The sequence below is a fragment of the Nocardioides sp. genome (genome assembly GCF_047606145.1).
In the GTDB taxonomy this organism is placed as follows: Bacteria; Actinomycetota; Actinomycetes; order Propionibacteriales; family Nocardioidaceae; genus Nocardioides.
Window position 1 is genome coordinate 1 of record NZ_JASGET010000132.1, and the last position, 22,548, is coordinate 22,548.

Annotated in this window: 29 protein-coding genes; 15 read left to right on the forward strand and 14 right to left on the reverse strand. The window is 70.5% G+C overall.

Annotated features, from left to right (window positions below; translation table 11 throughout):
- From QM638_RS17355 to QM638_RS17375, 5 genes are all read right to left on the reverse strand, one after another.
- Window positions 1–423: ATP-binding cassette domain-containing protein (locus QM638_RS17355; RefSeq protein WP_415143917.1), on the reverse strand; the 423-nt coding region annotated here is incomplete at its 3' end.
- Between the two features lie 2 nt (window positions 424–425).
- Window positions 426–1,208 (reverse strand): ABC transporter permease, encoded by a 783-nt coding sequence (locus tag QM638_RS17360; RefSeq protein WP_415143919.1) that lies wholly within the window; start codon window positions 1,206–1,208, stop codon window positions 426–428.
- Window positions 1,205–2,014 (reverse strand): molybdate ABC transporter substrate-binding protein, encoded by an 810-nt coding sequence (gene modA, locus QM638_RS17365; protein ID WP_415143921.1) that lies wholly within the window; start codon window positions 2,012–2,014, stop codon window positions 1,205–1,207. Before modA ends, QM638_RS17360 begins: the two co-directional genes overlap by 4 nt.
- An 11-nt stretch (window positions 2,015–2,025) precedes the next feature.
- Window positions 2,026–2,415, reverse strand: a complete 390-nt coding sequence (locus QM638_RS17370) for a TOBE domain-containing protein (RefSeq protein WP_415143923.1) — start codon at window positions 2,413–2,415, stop codon at window positions 2,026–2,028.
- A gap of 25 nt (window positions 2,416–2,440) precedes the next feature.
- A complete protein-coding gene (locus QM638_RS17375) occupies window positions 2,441–3,742 on the reverse strand; it encodes an SLC13 family permease (protein ID WP_415143925.1) in 1,302 nt (433 codons plus the stop codon).
- 126 nt (window positions 3,743–3,868) lie between these two features.
- Between QM638_RS17375 and QM638_RS17380 the strand changes: the two genes are divergently transcribed.
- Entirely contained in the window at window positions 3,869–4,597 is a 729-nt protein-coding gene (locus tag QM638_RS17380) for a DUF4245 family protein (protein ID WP_415143927.1), read from the forward strand.
- Here QM638_RS17380 and QM638_RS17385 read toward each other — a convergent pair.
- Both QM638_RS17385 and xseA read right to left on the reverse strand, forming a co-directional pair.
- Window positions 4,570–4,848 carry an exodeoxyribonuclease VII small subunit gene (locus QM638_RS17385; protein WP_415143929.1) on the reverse strand — a complete coding sequence of 93 codons (279 nt, stop codon included), beginning with the start codon at window positions 4,846–4,848 and terminating at the stop codon, window positions 4,570–4,572. The genes QM638_RS17380 and QM638_RS17385 overlap by 28 nt on opposite strands.
- Before the next feature lie 2 nt (window positions 4,849–4,850).
- Window positions 4,851–6,089 (reverse strand): exodeoxyribonuclease VII large subunit, encoded by a 1,239-nt coding sequence (xseA, locus tag QM638_RS17390; RefSeq protein WP_415143931.1) that lies wholly within the window; start codon window positions 6,087–6,089, stop codon window positions 4,851–4,853.
- A gap of 440 nt (window positions 6,090–6,529) precedes the next feature.
- Here xseA and QM638_RS17395 point away from each other — a divergent pair, with 440 nt between their 5' ends.
- Window positions 6,530–7,528 (forward strand): 4-hydroxy-3-methylbut-2-enyl diphosphate reductase, encoded by a 999-nt coding sequence (locus QM638_RS17395; protein WP_415143933.1) that lies wholly within the window; start codon window positions 6,530–6,532, stop codon window positions 7,526–7,528.
- Between the two features lie 20 nt (window positions 7,529–7,548).
- Entirely contained in the window at window positions 7,549–8,172 is a 624-nt protein-coding gene (locus QM638_RS17400) for an L-threonylcarbamoyladenylate synthase (RefSeq protein ID WP_415143935.1), read from the forward strand.
- 45 nt (window positions 8,173–8,217) lie between these two features.
- Here QM638_RS17400 and QM638_RS17405 read toward each other — a convergent pair whose 3' ends face one another.
- Complete coding sequence (locus QM638_RS17405; protein WP_415143936.1) at window positions 8,218–8,688, reverse strand: DUF6542 domain-containing protein; 471 nt, start codon at window positions 8,686–8,688, stop codon at window positions 8,218–8,220.
- A complete protein-coding gene (locus tag QM638_RS17410) occupies window positions 8,685–9,746 on the reverse strand; it encodes a DNA recombination protein RmuC (protein ID WP_415143939.1) in 1,062 nt (353 codons plus the stop codon). The genes QM638_RS17405 and QM638_RS17410 overlap by 4 nt, the downstream gene beginning before the upstream one ends.
- A 148-nt stretch (window positions 9,747–9,894) precedes the next feature.
- Here QM638_RS17410 and QM638_RS17415 point away from each other — a divergent pair, with 148 nt between their 5' ends.
- Window positions 9,895–10,506, forward strand: a complete 612-nt coding sequence (locus QM638_RS17415; protein ID WP_415143941.1) for a LysE family translocator — start codon at window positions 9,895–9,897, stop codon at window positions 10,504–10,506.
- Between the two features lie 90 nt (window positions 10,507–10,596).
- On the opposite strand, the gene QM638_RS17420 is transcribed toward QM638_RS17415, so the two are convergent.
- From QM638_RS17420 to QM638_RS17430, 3 genes are all read right to left on the reverse strand, one after another.
- Complete coding sequence (locus QM638_RS17420) at window positions 10,597–11,472, reverse strand: diacylglycerol/lipid kinase family protein (protein ID WP_415143943.1); 876 nt, start codon at window positions 11,470–11,472, stop codon at window positions 10,597–10,599.
- A gap of 104 nt (window positions 11,473–11,576) precedes the next feature.
- Window positions 11,577–12,491: an NADP-dependent oxidoreductase gene (locus QM638_RS17425; RefSeq protein WP_415143945.1), complete on the reverse strand. Its 915-nt coding sequence runs from the start codon at window positions 12,489–12,491 to the stop codon at window positions 11,577–11,579.
- A gap of 84 nt (window positions 12,492–12,575) precedes the next feature.
- Window positions 12,576–13,349 (reverse strand): exodeoxyribonuclease III, encoded by a 774-nt coding sequence (locus tag QM638_RS17430; RefSeq protein ID WP_415143947.1) that lies wholly within the window; start codon window positions 13,347–13,349, stop codon window positions 12,576–12,578.
- A 44-nt stretch (window positions 13,350–13,393) separates the two neighbouring features.
- Here QM638_RS17430 and QM638_RS17435 point away from each other — a divergent pair, with 44 nt between their 5' ends.
- The 6 genes from QM638_RS17435 to QM638_RS17460 all read left to right on the forward strand — a co-directional run bounded on the left by QM638_RS17435 (window position 13,394) and on the right by QM638_RS17460 (window position 18,064).
- The gene (locus QM638_RS17435) at window positions 13,394–14,227 is read left to right on the forward strand and encodes an ABC transporter ATP-binding protein (RefSeq protein WP_415143949.1); all 834 of its coding nucleotides are present in this window, start codon (window positions 13,394–13,396) and stop codon (window positions 14,225–14,227) included.
- A complete protein-coding gene (locus QM638_RS17440; protein ID WP_415143951.1) occupies window positions 14,224–14,997 on the forward strand; it encodes an ABC transporter permease in 774 nt (257 codons plus the stop codon). The genes QM638_RS17435 and QM638_RS17440 overlap by 4 nt, the downstream gene beginning before the upstream one ends.
- Window positions 14,998–15,020: 23 nt before the next feature.
- The gene (locus tag QM638_RS17445; RefSeq protein ID WP_415143953.1) at window positions 15,021–16,112 is read left to right on the forward strand and encodes an ABC transporter substrate-binding protein; all 1,092 of its coding nucleotides are present in this window, start codon (window positions 15,021–15,023) and stop codon (window positions 16,110–16,112) included.
- Between the two features lie 58 nt (window positions 16,113–16,170).
- Entirely contained in the window at window positions 16,171–17,244 is a 1,074-nt protein-coding gene (gene ychF / locus QM638_RS17450) for a redox-regulated ATPase YchF (RefSeq protein WP_415143955.1), read from the forward strand.
- A gap of 131 nt (window positions 17,245–17,375) precedes the next feature.
- Entirely contained in the window at window positions 17,376–17,657 is a 282-nt protein-coding gene (locus QM638_RS17455) for a type II toxin-antitoxin system Phd/YefM family antitoxin (RefSeq protein ID WP_415143957.1), read from the forward strand.
- Window positions 17,654–18,064 (forward strand): type II toxin-antitoxin system VapC family toxin, encoded by a 411-nt coding sequence (locus QM638_RS17460; RefSeq protein ID WP_415143959.1) that lies wholly within the window; start codon window positions 17,654–17,656, stop codon window positions 18,062–18,064. Before QM638_RS17455 ends, QM638_RS17460 begins: the two co-directional genes overlap by 4 nt.
- Here the strand turns inward: QM638_RS17460 and QM638_RS17465 are convergent.
- Entirely contained in the window at window positions 17,982–18,221 is a 240-nt protein-coding gene (locus tag QM638_RS17465) for an NUDIX domain-containing protein (protein WP_415143961.1), read from the reverse strand. The genes QM638_RS17460 and QM638_RS17465 overlap by 83 nt on opposite strands.
- A 62-nt stretch (window positions 18,222–18,283) precedes the next feature.
- On the opposite strand from QM638_RS17465, the gene QM638_RS17470 reads away from it, so the two are divergent.
- From QM638_RS17470 to QM638_RS17480, 3 genes are all read left to right on the forward strand, one after another.
- Complete coding sequence (locus QM638_RS17470; RefSeq protein WP_415143963.1) at window positions 18,284–18,523, forward strand: AbrB/MazE/SpoVT family DNA-binding domain-containing protein; 240 nt, start codon at window positions 18,284–18,286, stop codon at window positions 18,521–18,523.
- Window positions 18,520–18,951, forward strand: coding sequence for a type II toxin-antitoxin system VapC family toxin (locus QM638_RS17475; protein WP_415143965.1), 432 nt, complete (start codon window positions 18,520–18,522; stop codon window positions 18,949–18,951). The genes QM638_RS17470 and QM638_RS17475 overlap by 4 nt, the downstream gene beginning before the upstream one ends.
- A 682-nt stretch (window positions 18,952–19,633) precedes the next feature.
- Window positions 19,634–20,329 carry a class I SAM-dependent methyltransferase gene (locus tag QM638_RS17480; protein ID WP_415143967.1) on the forward strand — a complete coding sequence of 232 codons (696 nt, stop codon included), beginning with the start codon at window positions 19,634–19,636 and terminating at the stop codon, window positions 20,327–20,329.
- Window positions 20,330–20,417: 88 nt separating this feature from the next.
- Here the strand turns inward: QM638_RS17480 and QM638_RS17485 are convergent, their stop codons facing one another.
- Window positions 20,418–20,873, reverse strand: a complete 456-nt coding sequence (locus QM638_RS17485; protein WP_415143969.1) for a winged helix-turn-helix transcriptional regulator — start codon at window positions 20,871–20,873, stop codon at window positions 20,418–20,420.
- Window positions 20,874–21,006: 133 nt separating this feature from the next.
- On the opposite strand from QM638_RS17485, the gene QM638_RS17490 reads away from it, so the two are divergent.
- Together QM638_RS17490 and QM638_RS17495 are read left to right on the forward strand one after the other, a co-directional pair.
- The gene (locus QM638_RS17490) at window positions 21,007–21,651 is read left to right on the forward strand and encodes a dihydrofolate reductase family protein (protein WP_415144085.1); all 645 of its coding nucleotides are present in this window, start codon (window positions 21,007–21,009) and stop codon (window positions 21,649–21,651) included.
- 308 nt (window positions 21,652–21,959) lie between these two features.
- On the forward strand, window positions 21,960–22,463 hold the full coding sequence (locus QM638_RS17495; RefSeq protein WP_415143971.1) for a HEAT repeat domain-containing protein: 504 nt from the start codon (window positions 21,960–21,962) through the stop codon (window positions 22,461–22,463).
- Window positions 22,464–22,548 lie beyond the last annotated feature (85 nt).

Genomic DNA, 22,548 nt, shown 5'->3' on the forward strand with positions numbered 1-22,548 from the left:
CCGCTGGGCCTGGCCGCCGGAGAGCTGGGCGGGGCGGCGGCGAGCGAGGTCGCCGACACCGAGCGCGTCGAGCCGCTGTCGGGCCGCGGCGCGGGCCGCCGCCCGGTGTACTCCTGCGGCGCGGGGGGCGAAGGCGACGTTGTCCAGCGCGCTGAGATGCGGGAACAGCAGCGCCTCCTGGGCCAGCAGCGCGACCCCACGCGCGTGCGGAGGTACGCCGGCCAGCGACCGCCCGCCGAGCACCACCTCGCTCTGCGCCGGTCTCAGCAGTCCGGCGAGCACGCCGAGCACGGTGGACTTCCCGGCGCCGTTCGGGCCGAGCAGTGCCACCGTCTCGCCGGCGGCGATCTCCAAGGCGACGTCGACGTGCCGCTCGGGGACGACCGCATGCGCGCGCAGTCGGGCGGGGGGCGGGGTCGGCACTCTCACACCGCCGACCGGGACTGCCGGGCCAGGCCGATCACGACCACCGCGACCACCACCAGCACCAGGGAGAGCGCGACGGCGGCGTCCGGGTCGGTGACGCGCTGCAGGTAGATCTGGATCGGCAGGGTGGCGGTGGTGCCCTGCAGGCTGCCGGCGAAGGTGATGGTGGCGCCGAACTCGCCCAGACAGCGGGCGAAGGCGAGCACCGCGCCGGAGAGCAGGCCGGGCAGCACCAGCGGCAGGGTGACCCGGTAGAAGATGGTGGTCGGGCGCGCGCCGAGGGTCGCCGCGACCACGTCGTAGCGCTGGCCCGCGGTGCGTAGGGCACCCTCGAGGCTGATCACCAGGAACGGCAGCGCGACGAAGGTCTGGGCCATCACCACCGCGGTGGTGGAGAAGGCGATCTCGATGCCGAGCACGTCGAGGGTGTGCCCGAGCAGGCCACGCCGGCCGAAGGTGTAGAGCAGCGCGATGCCGCTGACCACCGGCGGTAGCACCAGCGGAAGCAGCACCAGCGAGCGCACCACCGACTGGCCGCGGAAGTTCGTCCGGGCGAGCACCATCGCCATCGGTGTGCCGAGCACGATGCAGACACACGTGCTGGCCGTCGCCGTACGCAGGCTCAGCCAGAGCGCGTCGAGGGCGGAGGAGGAGGTGATCAGCGAGCCGAAGCTCGACCACTCCACCCGGCTGATCATGGCGACCAGCGGCAGCAGGACGAACGCCCCGCCGACCGCGGCCGGGAGCCACAGCCAGCGGGGCAGACCCAGCGGTGGGGTCACGGCTTGCCGAAGCCGGCGTCCTGCAGCACCTTCTGCCCGGCGTCGCTGAGCACGAGGTCGACGAACTCGGAGCCCAGCTCGCTCTGCTCGGAGTCGGCGACGGTGGCGATCGGGTAGGTGTTGACGACCTTGTCGGCCTGGGAGATCTCCACGCCCTCGACCTTGTCGCCGGCGGCCTTGACGTCGGTGACGTAGACGACGCCGGCGTCGGCCTCACCGGACTCGACCTTGCCGAGTACGTCGGTCACCGACTGCTCCTCGCTGACCGGGTCGATGGTCACCCCGGTCGCGTCCTCCATCTGCTTGGTCGCCGACCCGCAGGGCACCTCCTCGGCGCAGATGACGACCTTGGTGCTCGACTTGCCGAGGTCGGCGAAGTCCGTGACCCCGGCGGGGTTGTCCGGCGGGGTGGCGATCTCGAGCACGTTGGTGGCGAAGTTCTGCGGGTCGACCGCGTCGTCGCCGAGCTTGTCCATGTTGTCGGTGTCGGCCGAGGCGAACACGTCGGCGGGCGCGCCGGCCTGGATCTGCGCGACCAGGTCGGAGGAGCCGCCGAAGCTGAACTTGACGGTGACACCGCTGTGGGCGGCCTCGAACTCCTTGCCCAGTTCGGTGAAGGTGTCGGTCAGGGAGGCGGCGGCGAACACGGTCAGCGTCCCGGTGGCGCTGCTCGTGCTGGCGCTGCCGCCGCTCGAGGAGGAGTCGCCGGAGTCGTCGTTGCTGCCGCAGCCGGCGAGCGGTAGGGCGAGCAGCGCGGCCACCACGGCGGCGGTGCGAGCGACCCTGATCTGTTTCACTGTCTTCACTTCTGTCTCCTTCACGGTCGCTCTACGACGACGTTGGTGGACTTGATCGAGGCCACCGCCGTGACCCCGGGCTCGAGCCCGAGGTCATCGGCTGCCTCGCTGCTCATCAGCGAGACGATCCGGTACGGACCGCAGATCAGCTCGACCTGCGCCATCACGGTGTCCTTGGTCACCTTGGTGACCAGGCCGAGCAACCGGTTGCGAGCACTGACCGACTGTGCCCGTTGTGGATCGGGGGCGGTGGCGAGCTCGGCCGCGAGGCGGGCCAGGTCGGCACCGGCGACGACCGTCCGCCCCTCCTCGCTGAGTGCGGAGATCCGACCCGCCTCGACCCAGCGTCGCAACGTGTCGTCGCTGACCCCGAGCAGGTCGGCTGCCTCCGCGATCCGGTAGCTCGCCATGCGGCGGATCATGCCGCAACTGCGGCTAGGTTGTCAGCCAAAGCGCCGCAGTTGCGGCAAACAGCGCGACCGGGGTCAGGGTGAGCGAGACCCGATGGAACTGACGCTGGCTCGGTTCGATGCCGCCGGCGACCAGCGTGCGCCGCCACAGCAGGTTCGCCAGCGAGCCGGTCCAGGTCAGCCCCGCGCCGACCGTGAGGCCTACCAGCGCGGCCAGCACGGCGTCGGTGCCGAGCGGGGCGACGGCGGGCAGCAGCAACAGGGTCGCGGAGAGATTGGTCAGCGCGGTCGCCGCGACGCTCGCCAACGCCGCGACCACCAGCATGTCCCACAGCCCCGTGCCGCCGGGCAGCAGCCGGCCGACCAGATCGCCGAGGAAGCCGTCGGTCAGCCCCGCCACCACCACGCCGAGCCCGAGCACCAGCAGCAGGAAGCCGGGGTGGGCGGCTCTCACCTCGCCGCGCACCGTGACCAGACCGCGGCGCCGGCCCCACCAGACGAGGGTGACGGCGGCGGCCGCGGCGGGCCAGAACGGCTCGATCCCGAGCGGAGAGCCGGCGGCGAACGCCGCGAGCATGGCGAGTACGACGAGCAGTGGAACCCGCTTCGCCGGCGAGGGCTGCGCCGGGTCGGTCGAGTCGACGAGTGCCGGGTCGGCCGGGTCGGTGTCGACGAGCCGTCGGGCCGCCGGCGGGGCGGGCGGCACCAGATCCGCGGCGAAGAGCAGTCGCAGGCCGGCGTACTCGACGACCAGGACGGCCAGCAGCGGCAGCGCCATCCGGGCGGCGAAGCCGGTGAAGCTGAGGTGCAGGTAGGGCATCGCCAGCAGGTTGGTCAGGTTCGAGACCGGCAGCAGCAGCGAGCCGGAGTTCGCCAGCCGAAGACAGGCGTAGGCGGTGGGCCGTGGCGAGAACCGCAGCCGGCGGGCGGCGAGCACCGCGACCGGCGTCAACAGCACCACGGTGGCGTCCAGGCTGAGCACGGTGGTCACCACCACGGCGAGAGCGAAGACGCCACCGAACAGGACGCCCGGACGCCCGGTCGCGCGCGCCTCGATGGCTCGGGCGGCGAGGTGGAACAGCCCCGCGCGGCCGCAGACGCCGGCGACCACGACGATCATGGCCAGGAAGCCGACCACCGACAGCAGCGGACGCACCGCGTCCCAGGCCTGGTGCGGGCCGAGCGCACCGACGGCGATCGTGACCGCCGCTGCGAGGACACCCGCGGCGGCCTCGGTCCGCGGCCGCGGATGACGATGTGCGACCACGAGCAGCAGGGCCAGCATCGCCAGGGTGACGGCATCGCTCACTGCCGAGGGGAGGGGCACCGGGCCATTGTCCGACAGCTCCGACAGCATGGACGGGACGGTTCGACGGCGCCACCCGACAACACCGCCGAGAGCGCCGTGCCCCGCGATGTCCGGCGGGCTGGGGCGGGATGGGACCATGAGGGGGTGAACCACCCCACCGACGAGTCCACCGATCGGCAGGAGGGCGAGGGTGCCGGAGCTGCCGGCCGACCCGGCGAGCCCGCCGGGCAGGAGCCCGAGCAGGGCAGCCGGCGCTATCCGAGGACCTTCGGCGGACTGATCGGCTCGATGATCGTGCTGGTGGCGCTGGTGGTGCCGATCGTGTTGGTGACGCACTGGTGGGGGGACGCCAACCGTGACCAGGCCAACCGCGAGGCCGGTGTGAGCGGTCCCGGCGAGGACTGGCGCAGCGCCGTGCTCGCCGTACAGCAGGCCCGGTCCGAGGACGACGGCAGCACGGTGCTCACCCCGGTCTATCCGCGCAGCCTGCCATCGGGCTGGTATGCCAACACGGTGCCGTCGTACTCACCCGGCACCCATCCCTCGTGGGGGATGAACTTCACCGACGGCTCCTCGGGGTACGTCGGGCTGGTGCTCGCCCACGGCAGCGCGCGCAACGTCGCCACCGGGACCATCGACGCCAACCCGGTCAAGGGCCGGACCGTGACCATCGACACCGAGGTCGGCTCGACCTGGACGACCTGGTCCGACGGGGGCGGCGACCACGGATACTCCACCACGGTGGCGGGCGACACCCTGCTGCTGTGGGGCCCCCGCGAGGCCGATCTGCGCACGTTCCTCGGGCTGCTCACCACCGAGCCGCTGGCCGATGCCGGCCGGTCCGCTCAGCCGTCCGCGTCGGCCTCCGGCTGAGCCTCCGGATCTGTGTCTGGGCCCGCATCGTCGGGGTCGGGGTCGGGGTCTGGGTCGATCGCCGCGTCCAGCCGGCGGCGGGCGCCGTCCAGCCAGCTCTGACACAGCGTGGCCAGCCGCTCGCCGCGCTCCCACAGGGCCAGTGACTCCTCCAGGGTGGTGCCGCCGGTCTCCAGGCGGCGGACCACCTCGATCAGATCCTCGCGGGCCTGCTCGTAACCGAGCTCCTGGGAAGGCCCCTGGTCGCTCATCCTCACGCCTCCTCGATCGTCTCGATCTGCTCAACCTGCTCGACGTCCGCGTGGATCCTGCCATCGGCGACCCGGACGCTGACCCGGGCGCCCGGGCTGACCTCGTGCGTCGTGGTCAGCACGTGGCCGTCGGCGTCCTGCAGCACCGCGTAGCCGCGCCGCAACGTCGCGTACGGCGAGAGCGCGCGGGCCCGGGCACGGTGGTGTCCGATGTCGTCGGCGGCCCGGTCGAGCAGGTGGGCGATGGACCGTCGGGCGCGGTCGCGCAGGCCAGCCACCTGCTCGCTGCGCTCGACGATCAGCGACCGCGGGTCGGCCAGTGCGGGCCGGCTGCGCAGTGCGTCGAGCCCGGCCTGTTGCTGGGTCAGGTAGCCGCGAAGCGCGGCCCGGGCTCGCTCCCGGACGGTGGCGAGGCCGCGCAGCTCCTCGGCCATGTCCGGCACGACCAGCTTGGCGGCATCGGTAGGCGTGGAGGCCCGGACGTCGGCCACCAGATCCAGCAGCGGGCTGTCCGGCTCGTGGCCGATCGCGGAGACGACCGGAGTGGTGGCGGCGTGCACCGCCCGGATCAGGTGCTCGTCGGAGAACGGCAGCAGGTCCTCCACCGACCCGCCGCCCCGCGCGATCACGATCACGGCCACCGCCGGGTCGCGGTCGAGGCGCTGCAGCGCCTCGACGACCTCGCCGGCGCTGCGTGGCCCCTGCATGGCGGCGTACGCCGTGGTGAGGGTGACGGCGGGCCAGCGGCGCCGGGCGTTCTCGGTGACGTCACGCTCCGCCGCGGATCCGGGCGCCGTGACCAGACCGACCGCGCTGGGCAGGAACGGCAGCCGGCGCTTGAGCTCGGCGGCGAACAGGCCCTCGGCGGCGAGCAGCTGCCGCCGTCGCTCCAGTCGGGCCAGCAGCTCGCCGAGGCCGACCATCCGCAGCTCGCGGGCCTGCAGCGAGAAGGTGCCGCGGTTGGCGTAGTACGACGGCTTGGCGTGCACCAGCACGCTGGCACCCTCGACCAGCGGCGGGTTGAGCGAGTCGACCACGGCGCGGTTGCAGGTCACCGTGACCGAGATGTCGGCCACCGAGTCGCGCAGCGTCAAGAAGACCGTCGCCATGCCCTGCCGCCGATTGATCTGGGCGACCTGTCCCTCGACCCAGACCGCGCCGAGCCGGTCGATCCAGCCGGCCACCGCGCTGGCGATCTGCCGCACCGGGGCGGGCGCGTCCGGCGAGGTGAGTAAGGCCATGGCCTCGACCCTAGCGACCCCGAGCGCCGCTCGGCGGAGCGTCCGCTGCGTTGCGGGCGCTCGAGGACCGCTTCGCTCTCAAGGTCGCCTTCGCGCCCGCGCCTTGCGGCCGCACGCGCCGGGCGACGCTCGGACCTGGGGAGTGTCGGCTGCGTTGCGGGCGCTCGAGGACCGCTTCGCTCTCAAGGTCGCCTTCGCGCCCGCGCCGACCGCGCTTCGCGCGGTTGCTCTCTCGCTCGGCACACGTGATCGAGCAAGCTCGCCACGCGGCCTCGCTCGGTCGCCTTGCGGCCGCACGCGCCGAGCGACGCTCGGACCTCGGGGGCTGCCGACCCGTTGAACGCTACGCTGCTGCGCAGCCGTTGGTTCCGACGCGCGGGGCACCGCCCGTCTCATCGGTGCGCCCCACACGGACCACGCTCGATCCGTAGACTGGCCACATGAGCACCGACCTGGGCACGCCACGCGTTCTCTCCGAGACCGAGAAGGCGGTCCTGCTCGCCTCTCCGCGTGGCTATTGCGCCGGGGTGGATCGTGCGGTGATCACGGTCGAGCAGGCGCTGGAGCTGTACGGGCCGCCGGTCTACGTGCGCAAGGAGATCGTGCACAACAAGCATGTGGTCGACGACCTGCGCGACCGCGGCGCCATCTTCGTCGACGAACTGACCGAGGTGCCGGAGGGATCCACCGTCGTGTTCTCCGCGCATGGGGTCGCGCCGACGGTGCACCAGGAGGCGGAGCAGCGTCGGCTCAAGGCGATCGACGCCACCTGTCCGCTGGTCACCAAGGTGCACCAGGAGGCGCGCCGCTTCGCCCGCGAGGACTTCGACATCCTGCTGATCGGGCACGCCGGTCACGAGGAGGTCGAGGGCACGATGGGCGAGGCGCCGGGCCGGATCCAGCTCGTCGAGAGCCCCGAGGACGTGGACCGCATCGTGGTGCGCGACCCGGCCCGGGTCTCCTGGCTGTCGCAGACGACGCTGTCGGTCGACGAGACGCTCGCCACCGTCGAGGCGATCCGGGAGCGGTTCCCGGAGCTGATCGACCCGCCCAGCGACGACATCTGCTACGCCACCCAGAACCGACAGCTCGCGGTCAAGGAGCTCGCCGCCGGCGTCGACCTGGTGCTGGTGGTCGGGTCCGGCAACTCCTCGAACTCCGTCCGGCTGGTGGAGGTGGCCAAGGAGGCGGGGGCCCGCACGGCGTACCGGGTCGACGACGCCTCCGAGATCCAGGACGAGTGGTTCGATGGCGTACGCCGAGTCGCGGTGACCTCCGGCGCGAGCGTGCCGGAGCGCCTCGTCGATGGTGTGTTGCTCCAGCTCGCCGAGCGTGGCTATCCCGATGCCCGGGTCGTGCGCAGTGCGGAGGAGTCGCTCATGTTCGCCCTGCCCAAGGAGCTGCGGCGCGACCTGAAGGCCGCCACGGCCCGATCCTGAGGACGCAAGGAGAGCATGGGATGGCTCGCTATCTCGACGTTCACCCGGTCAATCCGCAGCCCCGACTGATCCGCCAGGTCGTTGAGGCGCTCGGTGAGGACCAGCTGATCGCCTATCCGACCGACTCCGGCTACGCCCTCGGCTCCCGGGTCGGGAATCGATCAGGCCGGGACCGGATCCTCGCCATCCGGGGCCTTGACGAGCGGCATCACTTCACCCTGGTGTGCAAGGACTTCAGCCAGCTCGGTCAGCTGGTGCACGTGAACAACAGCGCGTTCCGGGCGATCCGGGCCGCGACGCCCGGCCCGTACACGTTCATCCTGCCCGCCACCCCGGAGGTGCCGCGACGGCTGCTGCACCCGAAGAAGCGCACGGTCGGCGTGCGCATCCCGGAGCACGCGGTGGTTCGGGCGCTGCTGGACGAGCTGGGCGAGCCGTTGCTGAGCTCGACCCTGATCCTGCCCGGCGACTCCGAGCCGCAGACGCTCGGCTGGAACGTCAAGGAGGAGCTCGACCATCAGGTCGACATCGTGATCGAGGCGGGGGAGACCCCCGCCGAGCCGACCACCGTCATCGACTGGTCCGAGGGCGATCCGGTGGTGGCGCGGGAGGGGGCGGGGGACCCCGCCCGCTTCCTCTCCTGACCCGCCGAGCGCCGCTCGGCGGAGCGTCCGCGGCGTGGGCGCCCCTCAGACCGACAGAGCGTCGTCGGGCTCGGTCCTGGAGTACGCCGGAGCCGCGGCAGCGCGCTCGGCAGCGGCTCGCCCGGCCAGGACATGACGGCGCATCGCCAGGCAGCCCAGGCAGAGCCCGTAGCCGACGAACAGGCTGATGCTGTGATGCCCCAGGCCGCTGACCACCGCCTGCACCACGCCGTCGTCCGGCAGCGCGATCGTGGCGGGCTGGGTGATGGCCAACAGGATGAAGAGCGCCACCATCAGCAGTGGCGGGAGCACGCCGACGACGAAGAAGTCGATGGCGTCGACGAGCAGGGCCAACAGCACGCAGACCACGACGAAGCCCAGGTCGAAGACGACACCGACCCGGTCACCGATGAACAGGTCGATGCAGGCCAGGCTGAGGGTGAGCGCGACACCGAGCACGACCACCCGGCGACCGGGTTCGTGCCCTTCCTCCCACACCGTGCGTGCATGGCTCATGTCGACTCACAGTCCTCAAGTTCCACGCTCACCGTAGAGCCAGCCTCCGGGCCACTGTCGGCGACGCGCCGATCGACCGCACGAAGCGTGACCGGTCGGGGTGAGCCGAGCTCGTCCTCGCTGACCCCCAGCTCGGCCAGCCGCCGCGCCGGGACCAGCACTCGATGCTCCAGCGACCCCAGCGACTGGTTGAACCGGGTCACGGTGGCGTTCAGCGACCGCCCGAGGGCATCGAGGTGGCCGGAGAAGGTGAGCAGCCGCTGATGCAGGTCCCGTCCGAGCTGGTGGATCTCGCCGGCGCGCTCGGCGAGCGCCTCGTGTGACCAGCCGTGCGCGATGGTGCGCAGCAGCGCGATCAGGGTGGTCGGCGTGGCCAGCACGACCCGCCGCGCCGCCGCATACTCGATCAGGCCGGGGTCACCGTCCAGCGCCGCCGCCAGCACCGACTCCGCCGGCACGAAGAGCACCACGAACTCGGGGCTCTCGCTCAGCGCGCGCCAGTAGGCCTTGGAGCCGAGCTGGTCCACGTGGCCGCGCAGCTGGCGAGCATGGCGAACCACCAGGGCCGCCCGCTCGGCCTCGTCGGTGCTGGCCTCGGCGTCCAGATGCGCGTCCAGCGGCACCTTGGCGTCGACCACGATCTGCCGTCCGCCGACCAGGTGGACCACCAGGTCGGGTCGCTGCTCGCCGTCGCGCAGCTGCATCTGCTCGGTGAAGTCGCACCGGTCGACCAGGCCGGCCAACTCGACCGCACGCCGCAGATGCAACTCGCCCCATCGGCCGCGGACCTGGGGCTTGCGCAGCGCCGTCGAGAGCGACCGGGTCTCGGTGCGCAGCTGGTCGACCTGGGTGTCGAACTGACCCTGCCAGCGAGCACGGGCCGCCTCCAGATGCTGCATCTGGTCGCTGAGCCGATCCAGGCCGAGCATGACCTCGGCCTGGTCGACGAGCCCCGCGGTCGCGGCATCGACGGTCCGGGCACGCCACCACAGCGCGCCGAGGAGCGCACCCAGCACGAGGCCGATGAGCAGACCGAGCAAGACGCCGACAGTGAGCATGTGCTCACCCTCGCAGCCGGCACCGACAGTATGGATGGGGATAGCCACCGAATGGGATGGGGATAGCCACCGACTCGCCGCTGGAGACGGCTCATCGGCACCGCGATGAGCCTTGTCGGTCGCGTCCACCGCATGGCACCCTCGCGCCATGGGACCGACCTTCCTGATGACCTCGCTCATCGTGGTGCTCCTCCCCGGGGCAGGGACGATCTACACGCTGGCTGCGGCGCTGGGCAGGGGCACCCGGGCCGGCGTCCTGGCGGCGTTCGCCTGCACGCTCGGCATCGTGCCGCACCTCCTCGCCGCCATCACCGGCCTCGCTGCGCTGCTCCAAGCGAGCGGGGTGGCCTTCACCGCCCTCAAGTACGCCGGCGTCGCCTACCTCCTCTACCTGGCCTGGGGGACCTGGCGCGACACGGGAACGCTTCGGCTCGAGCCGGCGGCGGCCCCGCGCTCGGTGGCTCGGGTGCTGGCCACCGGGATCACCGTCAATCTCCTCAACCCGAAGCTGACGGTGTTCTTCTTCGCCTTCCTGCCGCAGTTCGTTCCTGCGGGATCGGCGAACGCACTGCCGCACATGCTCGTCCTCAGCGGCGTCTTCATGGCCATGACCTTCGTCGTCTTCGCCGGGTACGCCGCGGTCGCCGGCGTGCTGCGTGAGCGGGTGCTCGGCAGCGCGACGCTGATGCGCCGGCTGCGCAGGCTCTTCGCCGCCGGATTCGCCGGCCTGGCCGCGCGTCTCGCCGTAGAGCCGAACTGAGTCCGGACCCGCGACCTGCTCGATGGGTTCGATGACCGCGAGAGGCATCGGCTCCGGACGGTGGGAGCGCCGTACGGTCGGCGGCGTAGGTCAGGGCACGATCAGTCGGTACGCCGCCGGCCGGATCCGCCACTCGGCCGCGCGGACGGGTCCGCTGACCTCGCCGTCGGCGCTGCACCAGAACTCCTCGCCGCTGACCGTGACCTCCCTCGCCCGCAGGGAGAGCACGTCGTCCCTGCTCGGATGCCGGCCCCGGACGAGGTCGGTGAGGTAGCCGGTCAGTCCGCGGAGGCCGCGCGGGGTGGAGAGCACCACGTCGAACCGGCCATCGTCCGGACGCGCGTCGGGGGCCAGTTCGGTGCCGCCACCGACCTGGTCGGCGTTGCCGACGACGAGCTGGCGTACGCCGGGGCCGTCGTGCAGCAGCCGTGCGTCGGCCTCTACGCGCAGCCGAAGGGACGGTGGGCGGACGGCGCTGCGCACCGCGCCGATCGGATAGCCGATCCGGCCGAATCGCTCCTTCCAGCGCTCGCCGCGGCGGGCGGCCTCCGCGCCCAGACCGAGATGGACGCTGTTGACCACGATGCCGTCGTCGGCGTCCACGACGAGATCGGTCGGCCGCTCCCGTCCGGCCAGGACGACCCGGGCGGCCTCGACGACGTCCAGCGGGATCCGGTTGCCGCGCACGAAGTCGTTCCCGGTCCCCATCGGCAACAGGCCGATGCGCCGGCGGTCGAGCTCTCCGCGGCGGTGCAGGGCGGCGAGGGTGGCGTGGACGGTGCCGTCGCCGCCGGCGATGACCAGGGTGGGCTCGTCGCACCGATCGAGGACCTCGTCGAGCTCGTCGGGCGAGGAGGTCTGCTCGACCCGTACGGACGCGCTGCGGCGCAGGATCTCCAGCGCCTCGTCGAACTCGTCGCCGGCCGAGCCGGCGTCGGGCTGGGTGAGCACCACCAGGTCCGTCATCCGAGCACCCTAGCCTCGGTCTGCGGCTCGCGCCGGAGGCGGTCCGGACCTCACGTCGCGGCGACCGCGTCTGACCGGGTTCCACCGCTCCCGGGCGGAGCGGATCAGGGAATGACGACGATCTTGCCCGGGGCGTGGGACGACTCGACCGCCTCGAACGCGGCGACGATCTGGTCGAGTGGGAACGTGCGAGCCACCGGGAACCGCAGGCGCCCGGCGGCGATCTCCTCGGCCAGGCCGGCGAGGTTCTCGGCGGTACGCGCCTCCCGCTCGGCGTTGCCCACGCCGAGCTCGTCCACCGCGTCGTAGGCCGCGATGGCGACCATCCGATCGGCCGGGACGCTCAGTTCGACACCGGCGTCCAGCGCGTCGCGCCCGTGGCAGTCATAGACGACGGTCACCGCACCGAGTGCGCGCACCCGATCGGCCAGGCCGGCACCGTAGGCGACCGGCACGACGCCGACGGAACGCAACAGATCGTGGTTGGCCTCGGAGGCCGTGCCGATCACCGTCGCCCCGGCGGCCACGGCGAGCTGTGCGGCCACGAAGCCGACGCCACCGGCGGCGCCACCGACCAGCACGGTGTCGTCCGCACCGACCGGCGCGGTTCGCAGGATCGAGACCGCGGTGAGTCCGGCGACGTTCAGACCACCGGCCGCCTCCACGGGCAGCCCGGAGGGGCGGCGGGTGAGATCGGACGCGTGTGCCACGACCTCGTCCGCGGCGGCACCGGCGGCGCGGCCGAGGACCTCATCACCGACCTGCACCGCCGAGCCGTCCCAGTAGGTCGCGCCCGGGCCGAGGGCCGTCACGGTGCCCGCGACATCCGAGGCGATCCGGCGCGGGAACGGGGCGTCGGTGGGGATCGACCCGCTGCGGACCTTGGCGTCGAAGGGGTTCAGCCCCGCCGCGTGCACCTGCACGACCACGTCGCCCGGCCCCGCCGAGGCCGTCGGGACCTCGGCGACGTGAAGGACCTCCGGTCCGCCGTACTGGTCGTACTGAGCTGCCCGTGCCATGCCGTCTCCTTCGCTCGGTTCCTCTGTGCAGGCTACGTCGGCACTCCCACCCGTCCGCGACTCCGATCGGGATCTCTGATGGGTCTAGTCCAGGTCGACGACCACCGGTGCGTGGTCCGAGGCGCCCTTGCCGGCCCGCTCCTCACGGTCGATGAACGCCCCCGTCACCCGCTCGGCGAAGGACGGTGAGCCGAGCACGAAGTCGATCCTCAGGCCCCGGTTGCGCTCGAAGCGCTGACGGAAGTAGTCCCAGTAGGTGTAGACCTCGGGACCGGGCGCATAGGGCCGCACCACGTCACGGAAGTCCGCCTCGATGGCGAAGAAGGCCGCTCGCTCCGCGGGCGTGAGGTGGGTGGAGTTCTTGAACTGGCTGGGGTCGAAGCAGTCCTCGTCGTACGGGCAGACGTTCCAGTCGCCGACCAGTGCGCTCGGCTCGTCCTGCCAGGCCCGGGCCGCCTCCTTGAGCGCGGCCAGCCAGTCCAGCTTGTAGGCGTAGTGCGGATCGTCGGGCTTGCGGCCGTTCGGGACATAGAGCGACCAGATCCTCAGCCCGCCGCAGACCGCACCCACCGCGCGCGCCTCGGACTCGGCCGGCTCGCCCCAGCCGGGCATGCCGTCGAAGCCGACCTGGACGTCTTCGATCCCCACCCGGGAGATGACGGCGACTCCGTTCCACTGGTTCACCCCGGCGGCTGCCACCTCGTAGCCGAGCGCCTGCAGGCCCATTGTCGGCAGCTGGTCGACCTTGGCCTTGGTCTCCTGGACCGCCAGCACGTCGACTTCGTGCCGAGTCAGGAAGGACTCGACCCGATCGATCCGGGAGCGGATGGAGTTCACGTTCCACGTTGCGATGCGCACCCCACGCAGCCTAGTGGTGGCCACCGACAGGCAGACTTGCCCCCATGACCGAGACCGCCGCCGCATGTGCCATCGAGGTCAGCGGCGTACGGCGGGTCTACGCCGAGCCCGGTCAGCCCAGGCTCCGCGACGGACTGGTCGCGCTGGCCGACGTCGATCTGCGGGTCGGTGCGGGCGAGTTCGTCAGCATCATCGGTCCCAGCGGCTGCGGGAAGTCCACGCTGTTGCGGTTGGTGGCGGGCCTGGAGCGGCCCGATGCCGGCAGCATCAGGCTCGGCGGGCGTACGCCGCAGCAGGCGGCGGAGGCGAAGATGCTCGGCTTCGTCCCGCAGACCCCGGCGCTGCTGCCCTGGTTGAGCGTGCTCGGCAACGTGACGCTTCCGGGGAAGATCAACCGGCGCGCCAACACCCGCGGGGCACCCGACACCCGGCGCGCCGAGATGGAGAGGCTGCTCGTGCGCGCGGGGTTGGGCGAGGCGATGCACAAGCGCCCGGCCGAGATCTCCGGCGGCATGCGGCAGCGGACCGCGATCGTGCGGGCGCTCGGCCTGCGTCCCGACGTCCTGCTGCTCGACGAGCCGTTCTCGGCGTTGGACGAGTTCACCCGGGAGTCGCTCCAGCTCGAACTGCTGCGGTTGTGGGACGAGCTCGGCGCGACCGCGCTCTTCGTCACCCATTCGATCAGCGAGGCCGTCCGGATGGCCGATCGAGTGGTGGTGATGGCGCCCAAGCCCGGCCGGATCACCGACATCGTCGAGGTCGACCTGCCCCGGCCGCGTACACCGGAGCTGATCGCCTCGGCCAGGTTCCACGAGCTCGAGCTGCGACTGCGCGAGCTCCTCGCCGACGCCTTCCGCGCCGGCCAGGAGGTCCGGTGAGCAGGTGGCGGTGGCTCCGGCCGGCGTACTGGCTGCCCCTGGTGGTGATGCTGGTCGTGCTCGGCGTCGGCTGGCACTTCGGCGCCCGGCGGTGGCCCTATCTGCTGCCGCCGCTGCGCGAGGTCGGCACCGAACTGCGCCAGGATCCCGGGTTCTTCCTGCGCAACGCGCTCGTCACCCTGCGCGAGGCGGTGGCCGGACTGGGCATCGGTTTCGGGGCGGCCTTCCTGCTGGCGGTGGTGGTCAGCGAGCTGCCGCTGGCCCGCCGGGCGATCATGCCGGTGGCGGTGGTGCTCAGCGTCACCCCGCTGGTGGCGATCGCGCCCGTGCTGGTGGTCGCCTTCGGCTTCGGGATCATGCCCAAGCTGGTGTTGGTCGCGCTGATCTGCTTCTTCCCGATCCTGATCAACGTCGCCACCGGGCTGCGCGCCGTGCCGGAGCCGATGCTGCAGGTCTACCGGACCATGCACGCCTCGCGCTGGGAGCTGTTGCGCCATCTGCGGGTCCCGAACGCCCTGCCGTATGTCTTCGCGGCCCTGCAGATCGTCTTCCCGCTCTCGGTGATCGGCGCGGTGGTCGCCGAGCTGTCCGCGGCCGGGTATGCCGACGGCCTGGGTACGACGATCCAGGTAGCCTCGTCTCGCAACAACCTCCCGTTGGTGTGGGCGGCGATCGGAGTTCTCGCCGTCATGGGTGCCCTCCTGCTGCTGCTCGTCACGGTCGTCGAGCGGCGTGTCCTGACCTGGCACGACTCCGGCCGCGCCAGGTGACCGACTCGTCCAAGGAACCTGCGATGACGCTTCTTCGACCCCTGCGCGCTGCCGCCGCCGTCCTGCTGCTGACCGTGCTCGCCGGCTGCGGCTCCTCCTCGAGCCAGGAGTCGGCCGGCACCCACGGCTCGGCCGTCTCGACGAAGCGCTGCGCCGAGAACGAGAAGGCCGGCGCGCTGACCTATCTGACCAGCTACAGCTACCAGGCCTCGGCCTCGATCCTGGAGGTGCTGGCAGCCAAGGAGCTCGGCTACTTCGACGACCTGTGCCTCGATGTCGCGATCAAGCCGGGCTCCGGTGACACCCCGCAGAACGCCAAGCTGCTCGCCGCCGGGAAGGTGCAGTTCACCGGCCTGGCCGAGCAGGACGTGATCGACGCCAACGCCACCGACACCCCGGTACTCGGGCTCGCCTCGTACGCCGATGCCGGGCTCGACGTGCTGATGACCGGCAAGGACATCAGCGACCTGACCCAGCTCGACGGAGCGACGCTGGGGGAGAAGGGGTCGGTCCCGGTCTCGGTGCAGGCGATGATGATCAAGGAGGCCGTCGACTGGTCGAGCTTGAAGCTGGTCAAGGTGGGCTATGACCCCTCGGTGCTCGCCCGCGGTCAGGTGGACGCGCTGACCGGGTTCGCCTCGAACGAGCCGCTGCAGCTCGAGGCCGATGACTACCCGGTCAAGGTGTGGCAGCCGGCCGACTTCGGCGTGCCCGGCTCCATCGTCACCCTGGCCACCAGCCCGGACTTCGCCTCGGCGCACCCCAGCGTGGTGCAGGACTTCCTGCGGGCTGCCTTCCGCGCCTACCGGTACTGCGCCCAGAAGGCGCACGTCGCGCAGTGCGTCGGCTTCGTCGGCGACTACGAGGGCGAGCAGAGCTTCGATCGGACACACGAGACCAAGGTGTGGCAGACCGAGGTCAAGGTCGGCGTCGACAACCCGGTGCCGGGGCGGTGGGGGAGCGTCGACCTCGGCAACGTCCGAGCGCTGGCGGGGATCATGCGCACCTACGCCGACTCCTCGGCCTCCGACGCGGACGCGGTGGCGGGCTTCGACAACTCCTACGCCGCCTCGGTGGTGCGCAAGGACGGGTCGGTGATCTGGCCGGCCGGGTGAGCAGCGCCGCCGGTGAGGGTTTCGGCCGGGGCGGCGTACGCACCTAGGATCGTCCCTCGTGGCGCTCACCATCGGCATCGTGGGACTTCCCAACGCGGGCAAGTCGACCCTCTTCAACGCACTGACCAGGAACGACGTACTCGCGGCGAACTACCCGTTCGCCACCATCGAGCCCAACGTCGGCGTGGTCGGGGTGCCCGATCCGCGGCTGGCCACGCTGGCCGAGATCTTCGGCTCGGAGCGGATCCTGCCGGCCACCGTGGAGTTCGTCGACATTGCCGGGATCGTGCGCGGCGCCAGTGAGGGCGAGGGGCTGGGCAACAAGTTCCTCGCGCACATCCGGGAGTCGTCGGCCATCTGTCAGGTGACCCGGGTCTTCCGGGACGAGGACGTCACCCATGTCGACGGCGAGGTCAACCCGGGCAACGACATCTCCACCATCTCCACCGAGCTGATCCTGGCCGACCTGGAGACGGTGGACAGGGCGATCCTTCGGCTGGAGAAGGAGTCCCGCAAGGTCAAGGAGCTGGCCGCGAACCTGGAGGCGGCCAGGGCGGCCAAGGATGCCCTGGAGGCCGGTACGCCGATCATCGCCACCGACATCGACCGCGCGCTGCTGCGCGAGCTGTCGCTGCTGACCGCCAAGCCGTTCATCTACGTCTTCAACTGCGACTCCGACGAGCTCGGCGACGAGGAGCTCAAGGCGAGGATGCGCGAGCTGGTGGCTCCGGCCGAGGCGATCTTCCTGGATGCCAAGTTCGAGTCCGAGCTGATCGAGCTCGACGAGGACGAGGCGACCGAGTTCCTCGCCGAGGCGGGCATCGCCGAGCCAGGGCTGGAGGTGCTGGCCCGGGTCGGGTTCGACACCCTCGGGCTGCAGACCTACCTGACCGCCGGCCCCAAGGAGTCCCGCGCCTGGACCATCCCCAAGGGCGCCACCGCGCCCGAGGCGGCCGGTGTGATCCACACCGACTTCCAGAAGGGTTTCATCAAGGCCGAGATCGTCTCCTTCGAGGATCTGGTGGAGGCGGGCTCGATGCTCAAGGCGCGCGAGGCCGGCAAGGTCCGGATGGAGGGCAAGGACTACGTGATGGCCGACGGGGACGTCGTGGAATTCAGGTTTAACGTGTAGCTGAGCTCCGGTTCGAACTCTGGGTGATTCGTTGCTCGACTCTTGGGGGCGGCGTACGGGCATTTTTCGCTCGGTCTGGGGGTGGGCCAATGACGCCGTCTGGCCGTAGCGCGCGTACTACGTTTGGTGGTATGGGCATCAACGAGCCCCGGACCGAGAGTCTGTCGCAGCGCGAGTTGCGCAACGAGTCCGGTCGGGTCCTCCGCGAGGTGAGCGAAGGTCGGTCCTTCGTTCTGACCAACAGCGGCGTACCGGTGGGTCGGATCGTGCCGATCGACGCACCCGCGCCTGCGCTGACCATTGCTCGTCCGGCGAGGCGTGAGGGCGGATGGGCGGCACTCGCCATTGAGCGGAAGGCCGCCACGCGGAGCCTTGCTGAGACTCTCGACGACTTGCGCGAGGACCGACTGTGACCTCGAGCTCGGTCGTCTACGTCGATACCTCTGCTCTCGGTGCGCTGCTGATCGACCGGCCCGAGAGCCTTGCCCTGGTGGACTGGCTCGATCAGGCAACGGCCACGCTTGTCTCAAGCGATCTGCTCGAGATCGAGTTGCGCCGTATCGCCGTCCGCGAGAGTCTCGACCAAGCCGACGTGACCCGTGTACTCGACGGAGTCGCCCTCGCGGCCCTCGACCGAGCCGTCTACCGTGGCGCCGGATTCCTACCCATGCCGTACCTGCGAACCCTCGACGCCCTGCATCTGGAGGCCGCCATGCGGATAGATGCCGATGCCATCCTCACCTACGATCGCAGGCTCGGTGAGGCGGCCCGGTCCGCCGGGCTCGATGTGATTGCCCCCGGCACGACAAACGCGCGCTGATCCAGACAGCCCTACGTGCGGGCACGCGCCCGACCTCTTCTTGCATCTCTCGGAGAACTGCCTTCGTTGGATCGGCTGCCTCATCCGGCTCGATGTGACCGCCGATTCCTCCCCACGAGTCGTTGACCGCGCGCGAACCTCGGCGATACAGCAGCACGTGCTCGGAAGGAACAGGTGCCCCCGACTCCGCGGATGGGACTCGAGTGGTAGGATAATCCCATGGAGGCCACGATCGATTCCGGAGGGCGGCTTCTGTTGCCCAAGAGCATTCGTGACTCGTTGGGGCTCGTCCCGGGTTCGAAGGTGGATGTCTCGCCTTACGGCAGCGGTGTGCAGATCACGCCGGGCGGTCGAACCGCCCGACTGGAGCGGGATGCTGGTGGTCGACTGGTCTCTCGTGCTGAGACCGTCGTCACGGACGACCAGATGTTCGCGCTGATCGATTCGGGACGACGTTGACCGACGAGTCGCGTTGTGCCGTCGACACGAGCGTGGCCGTACCGCTGCTCGTCGCATCGCATGAGGCGCACGAGGCGGTCAGGCGGTGGGCGACGGAACGTTCCCTCCTCCTCAGTGGGCATGCCCTTGCCGAGACCTACTCCGTGCTGACTCGTCTGCCTGGCGATGCACGCGTGAGTCCCTCGGATGCCGTGGTGCTGATCGACGAGAACTTCGTGGGGAACCTCGCGCTTCCGCCCGACGCGGCCTCCGGGACCCATCGGGACCTCGCTCGTCTTGGCATCTCGGGCGGGGCGACGTACGACGGCCTGGTCGCATTGGCCGCTCACCAACACGATCTCGTGCTCGCGACGCGGGATGCGCGCGCCCGATCCACCTATGAAGCCGTCGGCGTGCGGGTCACGCTGATCGCTGGCGGCCCAGAGTGAATGGCGACGTGGTGGAATTCCGCTTCGGAAGGTCGTGACGTTCGCGCGCTACGACGGCTGGCGTGACGCCTGCATCGCCGCGGGTTCGGCTCCGGTTTCTAAGATCCTGACGTGGAGCGTCCGAGCAAAGAACACATCCTCGGTCAGATCCGCCGCCTCGCCGCGGAGAATGCAGGCAGGCCGCTTGGCAGGGAGCGCTTCGAGGCCGCCCGAGTAGCGCGGTCGGCTCGGTGCAGGTCACCGCGGCCAGCGCCAGGATCTCGCTGACGGGGTCCTTCGTGCCGCCTACACTCTGGTAGGCAACGACCACTTCGTGACCGAGTTGGATTGAGAGGGGCACGACGATGATCCAGAGCGACGGGCCGTGCGGGTTCTTCCGTCAGCTCAGCCGGCAGCGGGTGGAGCAGCACGGGCGCACCGTTCTGCCCGCCAAGGTCCTGGCGTAGCTGTCCGCAGATAGTCCGCAAGGCGTTCGGTGGCAACCCGTGTCTGCCAACTCCAGTCGTCAGGGCCCTACGGCGATCGTGCCGGGGCGGTTCGACTCGACGGCCGGCGACGCGGCCGCTCTCGGTCTCGCGGCCAGCCATCCATCCGTCCGCTTCGGTCGCCGTGATTGCCGGCGCCGGTCACGTGCTGCCTTCTGAGCAGCCGGACACTCGGCGTGCCTTGACCATGGAGTGGCTTGCCCGCGTCGATCGGAGGACTCGATCTGCTGCCGGTGTGGTGGGTTCGACCGATGTCTGAGGACTGGCTGTCGGACACGCGGACGTCGTACGACGCCGACGCCGCCGGCCATGTCGAGAAGGTACGAGGCCTGCTGGACGGCAATCCGTACCTTCGCGCGAGCCTGGCCCTGTTCGCCGAGTTGGTGCGAGATGCCGGAGGCGGACTCGTCGCCGACGTCGGCTGTGGCCCGGGTTACGTGACTCGGCACCTCCGAGGCCTCGAGGTGGAAGCGTTCGGCGTGGATCTCTCGGCCGAGATGATTGCCATCGCTCGGCGCGAATATCCTGACCTGCGATTCGAGGTCGGCACGATGACCGACCTGGGTTGGGACGAACACTCGATAGCCGGACTCCTGGCGTTCTGGTCGGTGATCCACGTACCTGACCAAGCCATCCCCGGCGTGTTCGGGCAGTTCCATCGTGTCCTGCGACCTGGAGGTCCATTGTTGGTCGGCTTCCATGCCGGACGAGGCAAGTCCCATACGTCCCGCGGCTACACGGGGCGGGCGATCAACGTGGACAGCTACCGACGGGAGCCGCGCGAGGTCTCCGCCTGGCTGCGAGATGCGGGCTTCGTCATCGAGGCCGAGCTCGTCTTGAGACCTGATGACGAGCTTCCGGGTGCCGTGGTCTTCGCGCGCAATGGCGGTTGACCCGGGGTGCCACTGGCCCATGCCATGGGAAGGTGGTCGAGTTCGGTCGCGGCGCTCGGGTGTCGGTGCGTCGGCCCTGGCGCCAGGATCATGGCCCGCTTGCCTCCATGGCAGCCTCGAACGCCTGTTGGAGGCGTGCGGAGGCGAGCGGGCGCTCGGGGTGGGGTCGGGGGACGCCGAGGTGGATCTCCCTGAGCTGGTCGATGAGATCGTCGACGAGATCCGGAGACTCGGCCAGGATGCGGGCTCGGACGGTCAAGGCGTGCGACGTAGGGCGGTGATGCATGCCCCAGGTCCCCAGCGCCACCATCACGGGGACGGTCTGAATACCCGCCTCGGTCAGTGAGTACGTTGCCCGCTGGCCCCGCGTCGCGCCGTCCCGAGTGAGCAGCTCGTTGTCGACCAGATTCCGCAGGCGGGAGGCGAGGACGTTCGAGGCGATGCCCTCATCGTTGCCGGCCAGGAGTTCACGGAAGTGTCGGCGACCGCCGAACACGATGTCGCGGAGCACGATGAGGCTCCACGCGTCGCCCAGCACCTCCACCGCCGCATTGATGGCGCACCCCGATCGCGGCTCTCCCCTCGCCAACTGACCTCCCAAGTGGTTGCAGATAAGGATCACTCTACGTTACGGTTCGACTGCTCTCATTTTGCAACCACATGCCTTCGGAGTCGTCATGTCCCGTACTCGAGTCCACAATCTCTTCGTCTCCTCGGATGGGTACGCCGCCGGTGACCACGTGACGCTCGAGAGGCCGATTGGCGGAGCCGAGGCGCTCTTCGGCAAGTTCGACGGACGCGTCATCCACGGTGTTCACGGAGTCGATGAGCCGGTGACCGTGGACCGCGCCATGTTCAGCATGTGGGGCCAGGGTGTCGGGGCCGAGATCATGGGTCGCCGTAAGTTCGGACCGCAGGCGGACGACTGGCCCGACGACGGGTGGCAGGGCTGGTGGGGAGACGCGCCACCCTTCCGTACGCCGGTGTTCATCCTGACCCACTACCCCCACGACACGCTGGAGTTCGCCAACGGCACGCGCTTCCACTTCGTGGATGCGCCGCCGGAGGAGGCGCTTCGTCTAGCCCGGGAGGCGGCCGGCGGGTTGGATGTCCGGATCGGCGGTGGCCCGTCGACGGTGCGCGAGTTCTTGCAGGCCGATCTCATCGACTTCCTGCACCTGGTGATCGTTCCGATCGTGCTCGGCTCCGGTGTTCGGGTCTGGGATGATCTCGTCGGCCTGGAAGAGCGGTTCAGCGTTGAGTCGATCAGTGCGTCCAGTGGGCTGACGCATCAGTTGTGGAACAGGAATCGCCAGGTGTGAGGAGCTCGCGGTGGCGCGTGTGCGTCGCGCTGACCGAGGTTGCTCCGTACCCGGAACTCGATGGAGCTCCGCATCAACGTATGACGACCCGACCGCCGCGCCACGACGTCTACGATCGGGCTCATGGCCGGGCGGAGGAGGGAGTACGCCGACCTGTCGGACCTGGCACCGGCCGACTGGCCCGGCTATCTCGAGGAGCGTTCGGGGCTGCCCGGCCCGCGGGCGAATCTTGCCCTCGCGGCCGCCGTCGCTGCTCGCGCGGACCAGCCGAGCATCAGCGCTCTCGTCGCCGATGGGGCGAGTATCAGATGCTCTGTGCTGCGACCGCGTTGGCGAGCCGGGCCGACGAGGCGTCCTGCGAGTCCCGTTCGCGTGCTCTCGCCGTCGACGGGCGTTGGCGGGTGCGCGAGGGGGTGGCCACCGGGCTGCAGCTCCTCGGAGATCGCTCGCGGGCGGCGCTGACCAGGATCGTGCTCGATTGGGTCGGTGATCCCCATCCCCTGGTTCAACGCGCGGCGCTCGCCGCCATCTGCGAGCCTCGATTGCTCAAGGACCCGGGGGCCGCTGCGGTCGCGCTGCAGGTCTGCGACCTCGCCACGAGGAGGCTTCGATCGCTGTCCGCCGACCGTCGCAGGCAGCCGGATGCACGCACGCTTCGGCAAGCGCTCGGCTATTCCTGGAGTGTTGCGGTGGCCGCAGCGCCCGAGGACGGACTACGGCTGTTCCGGAGGCTGGACACCGGCGATCCCGACGTCGCCTGGATCGTCCGTGAGAACGGCCGGAAGAAGAGGCTGGCCACGCTTCTCACCTGAGCCGTCTCTCGGGATCACCCTGCCTCGGGTCGGAATCGTCGCCGGGATCACCTCAATTGTGGAGAACGGGTTGCCGGTTGGCCTG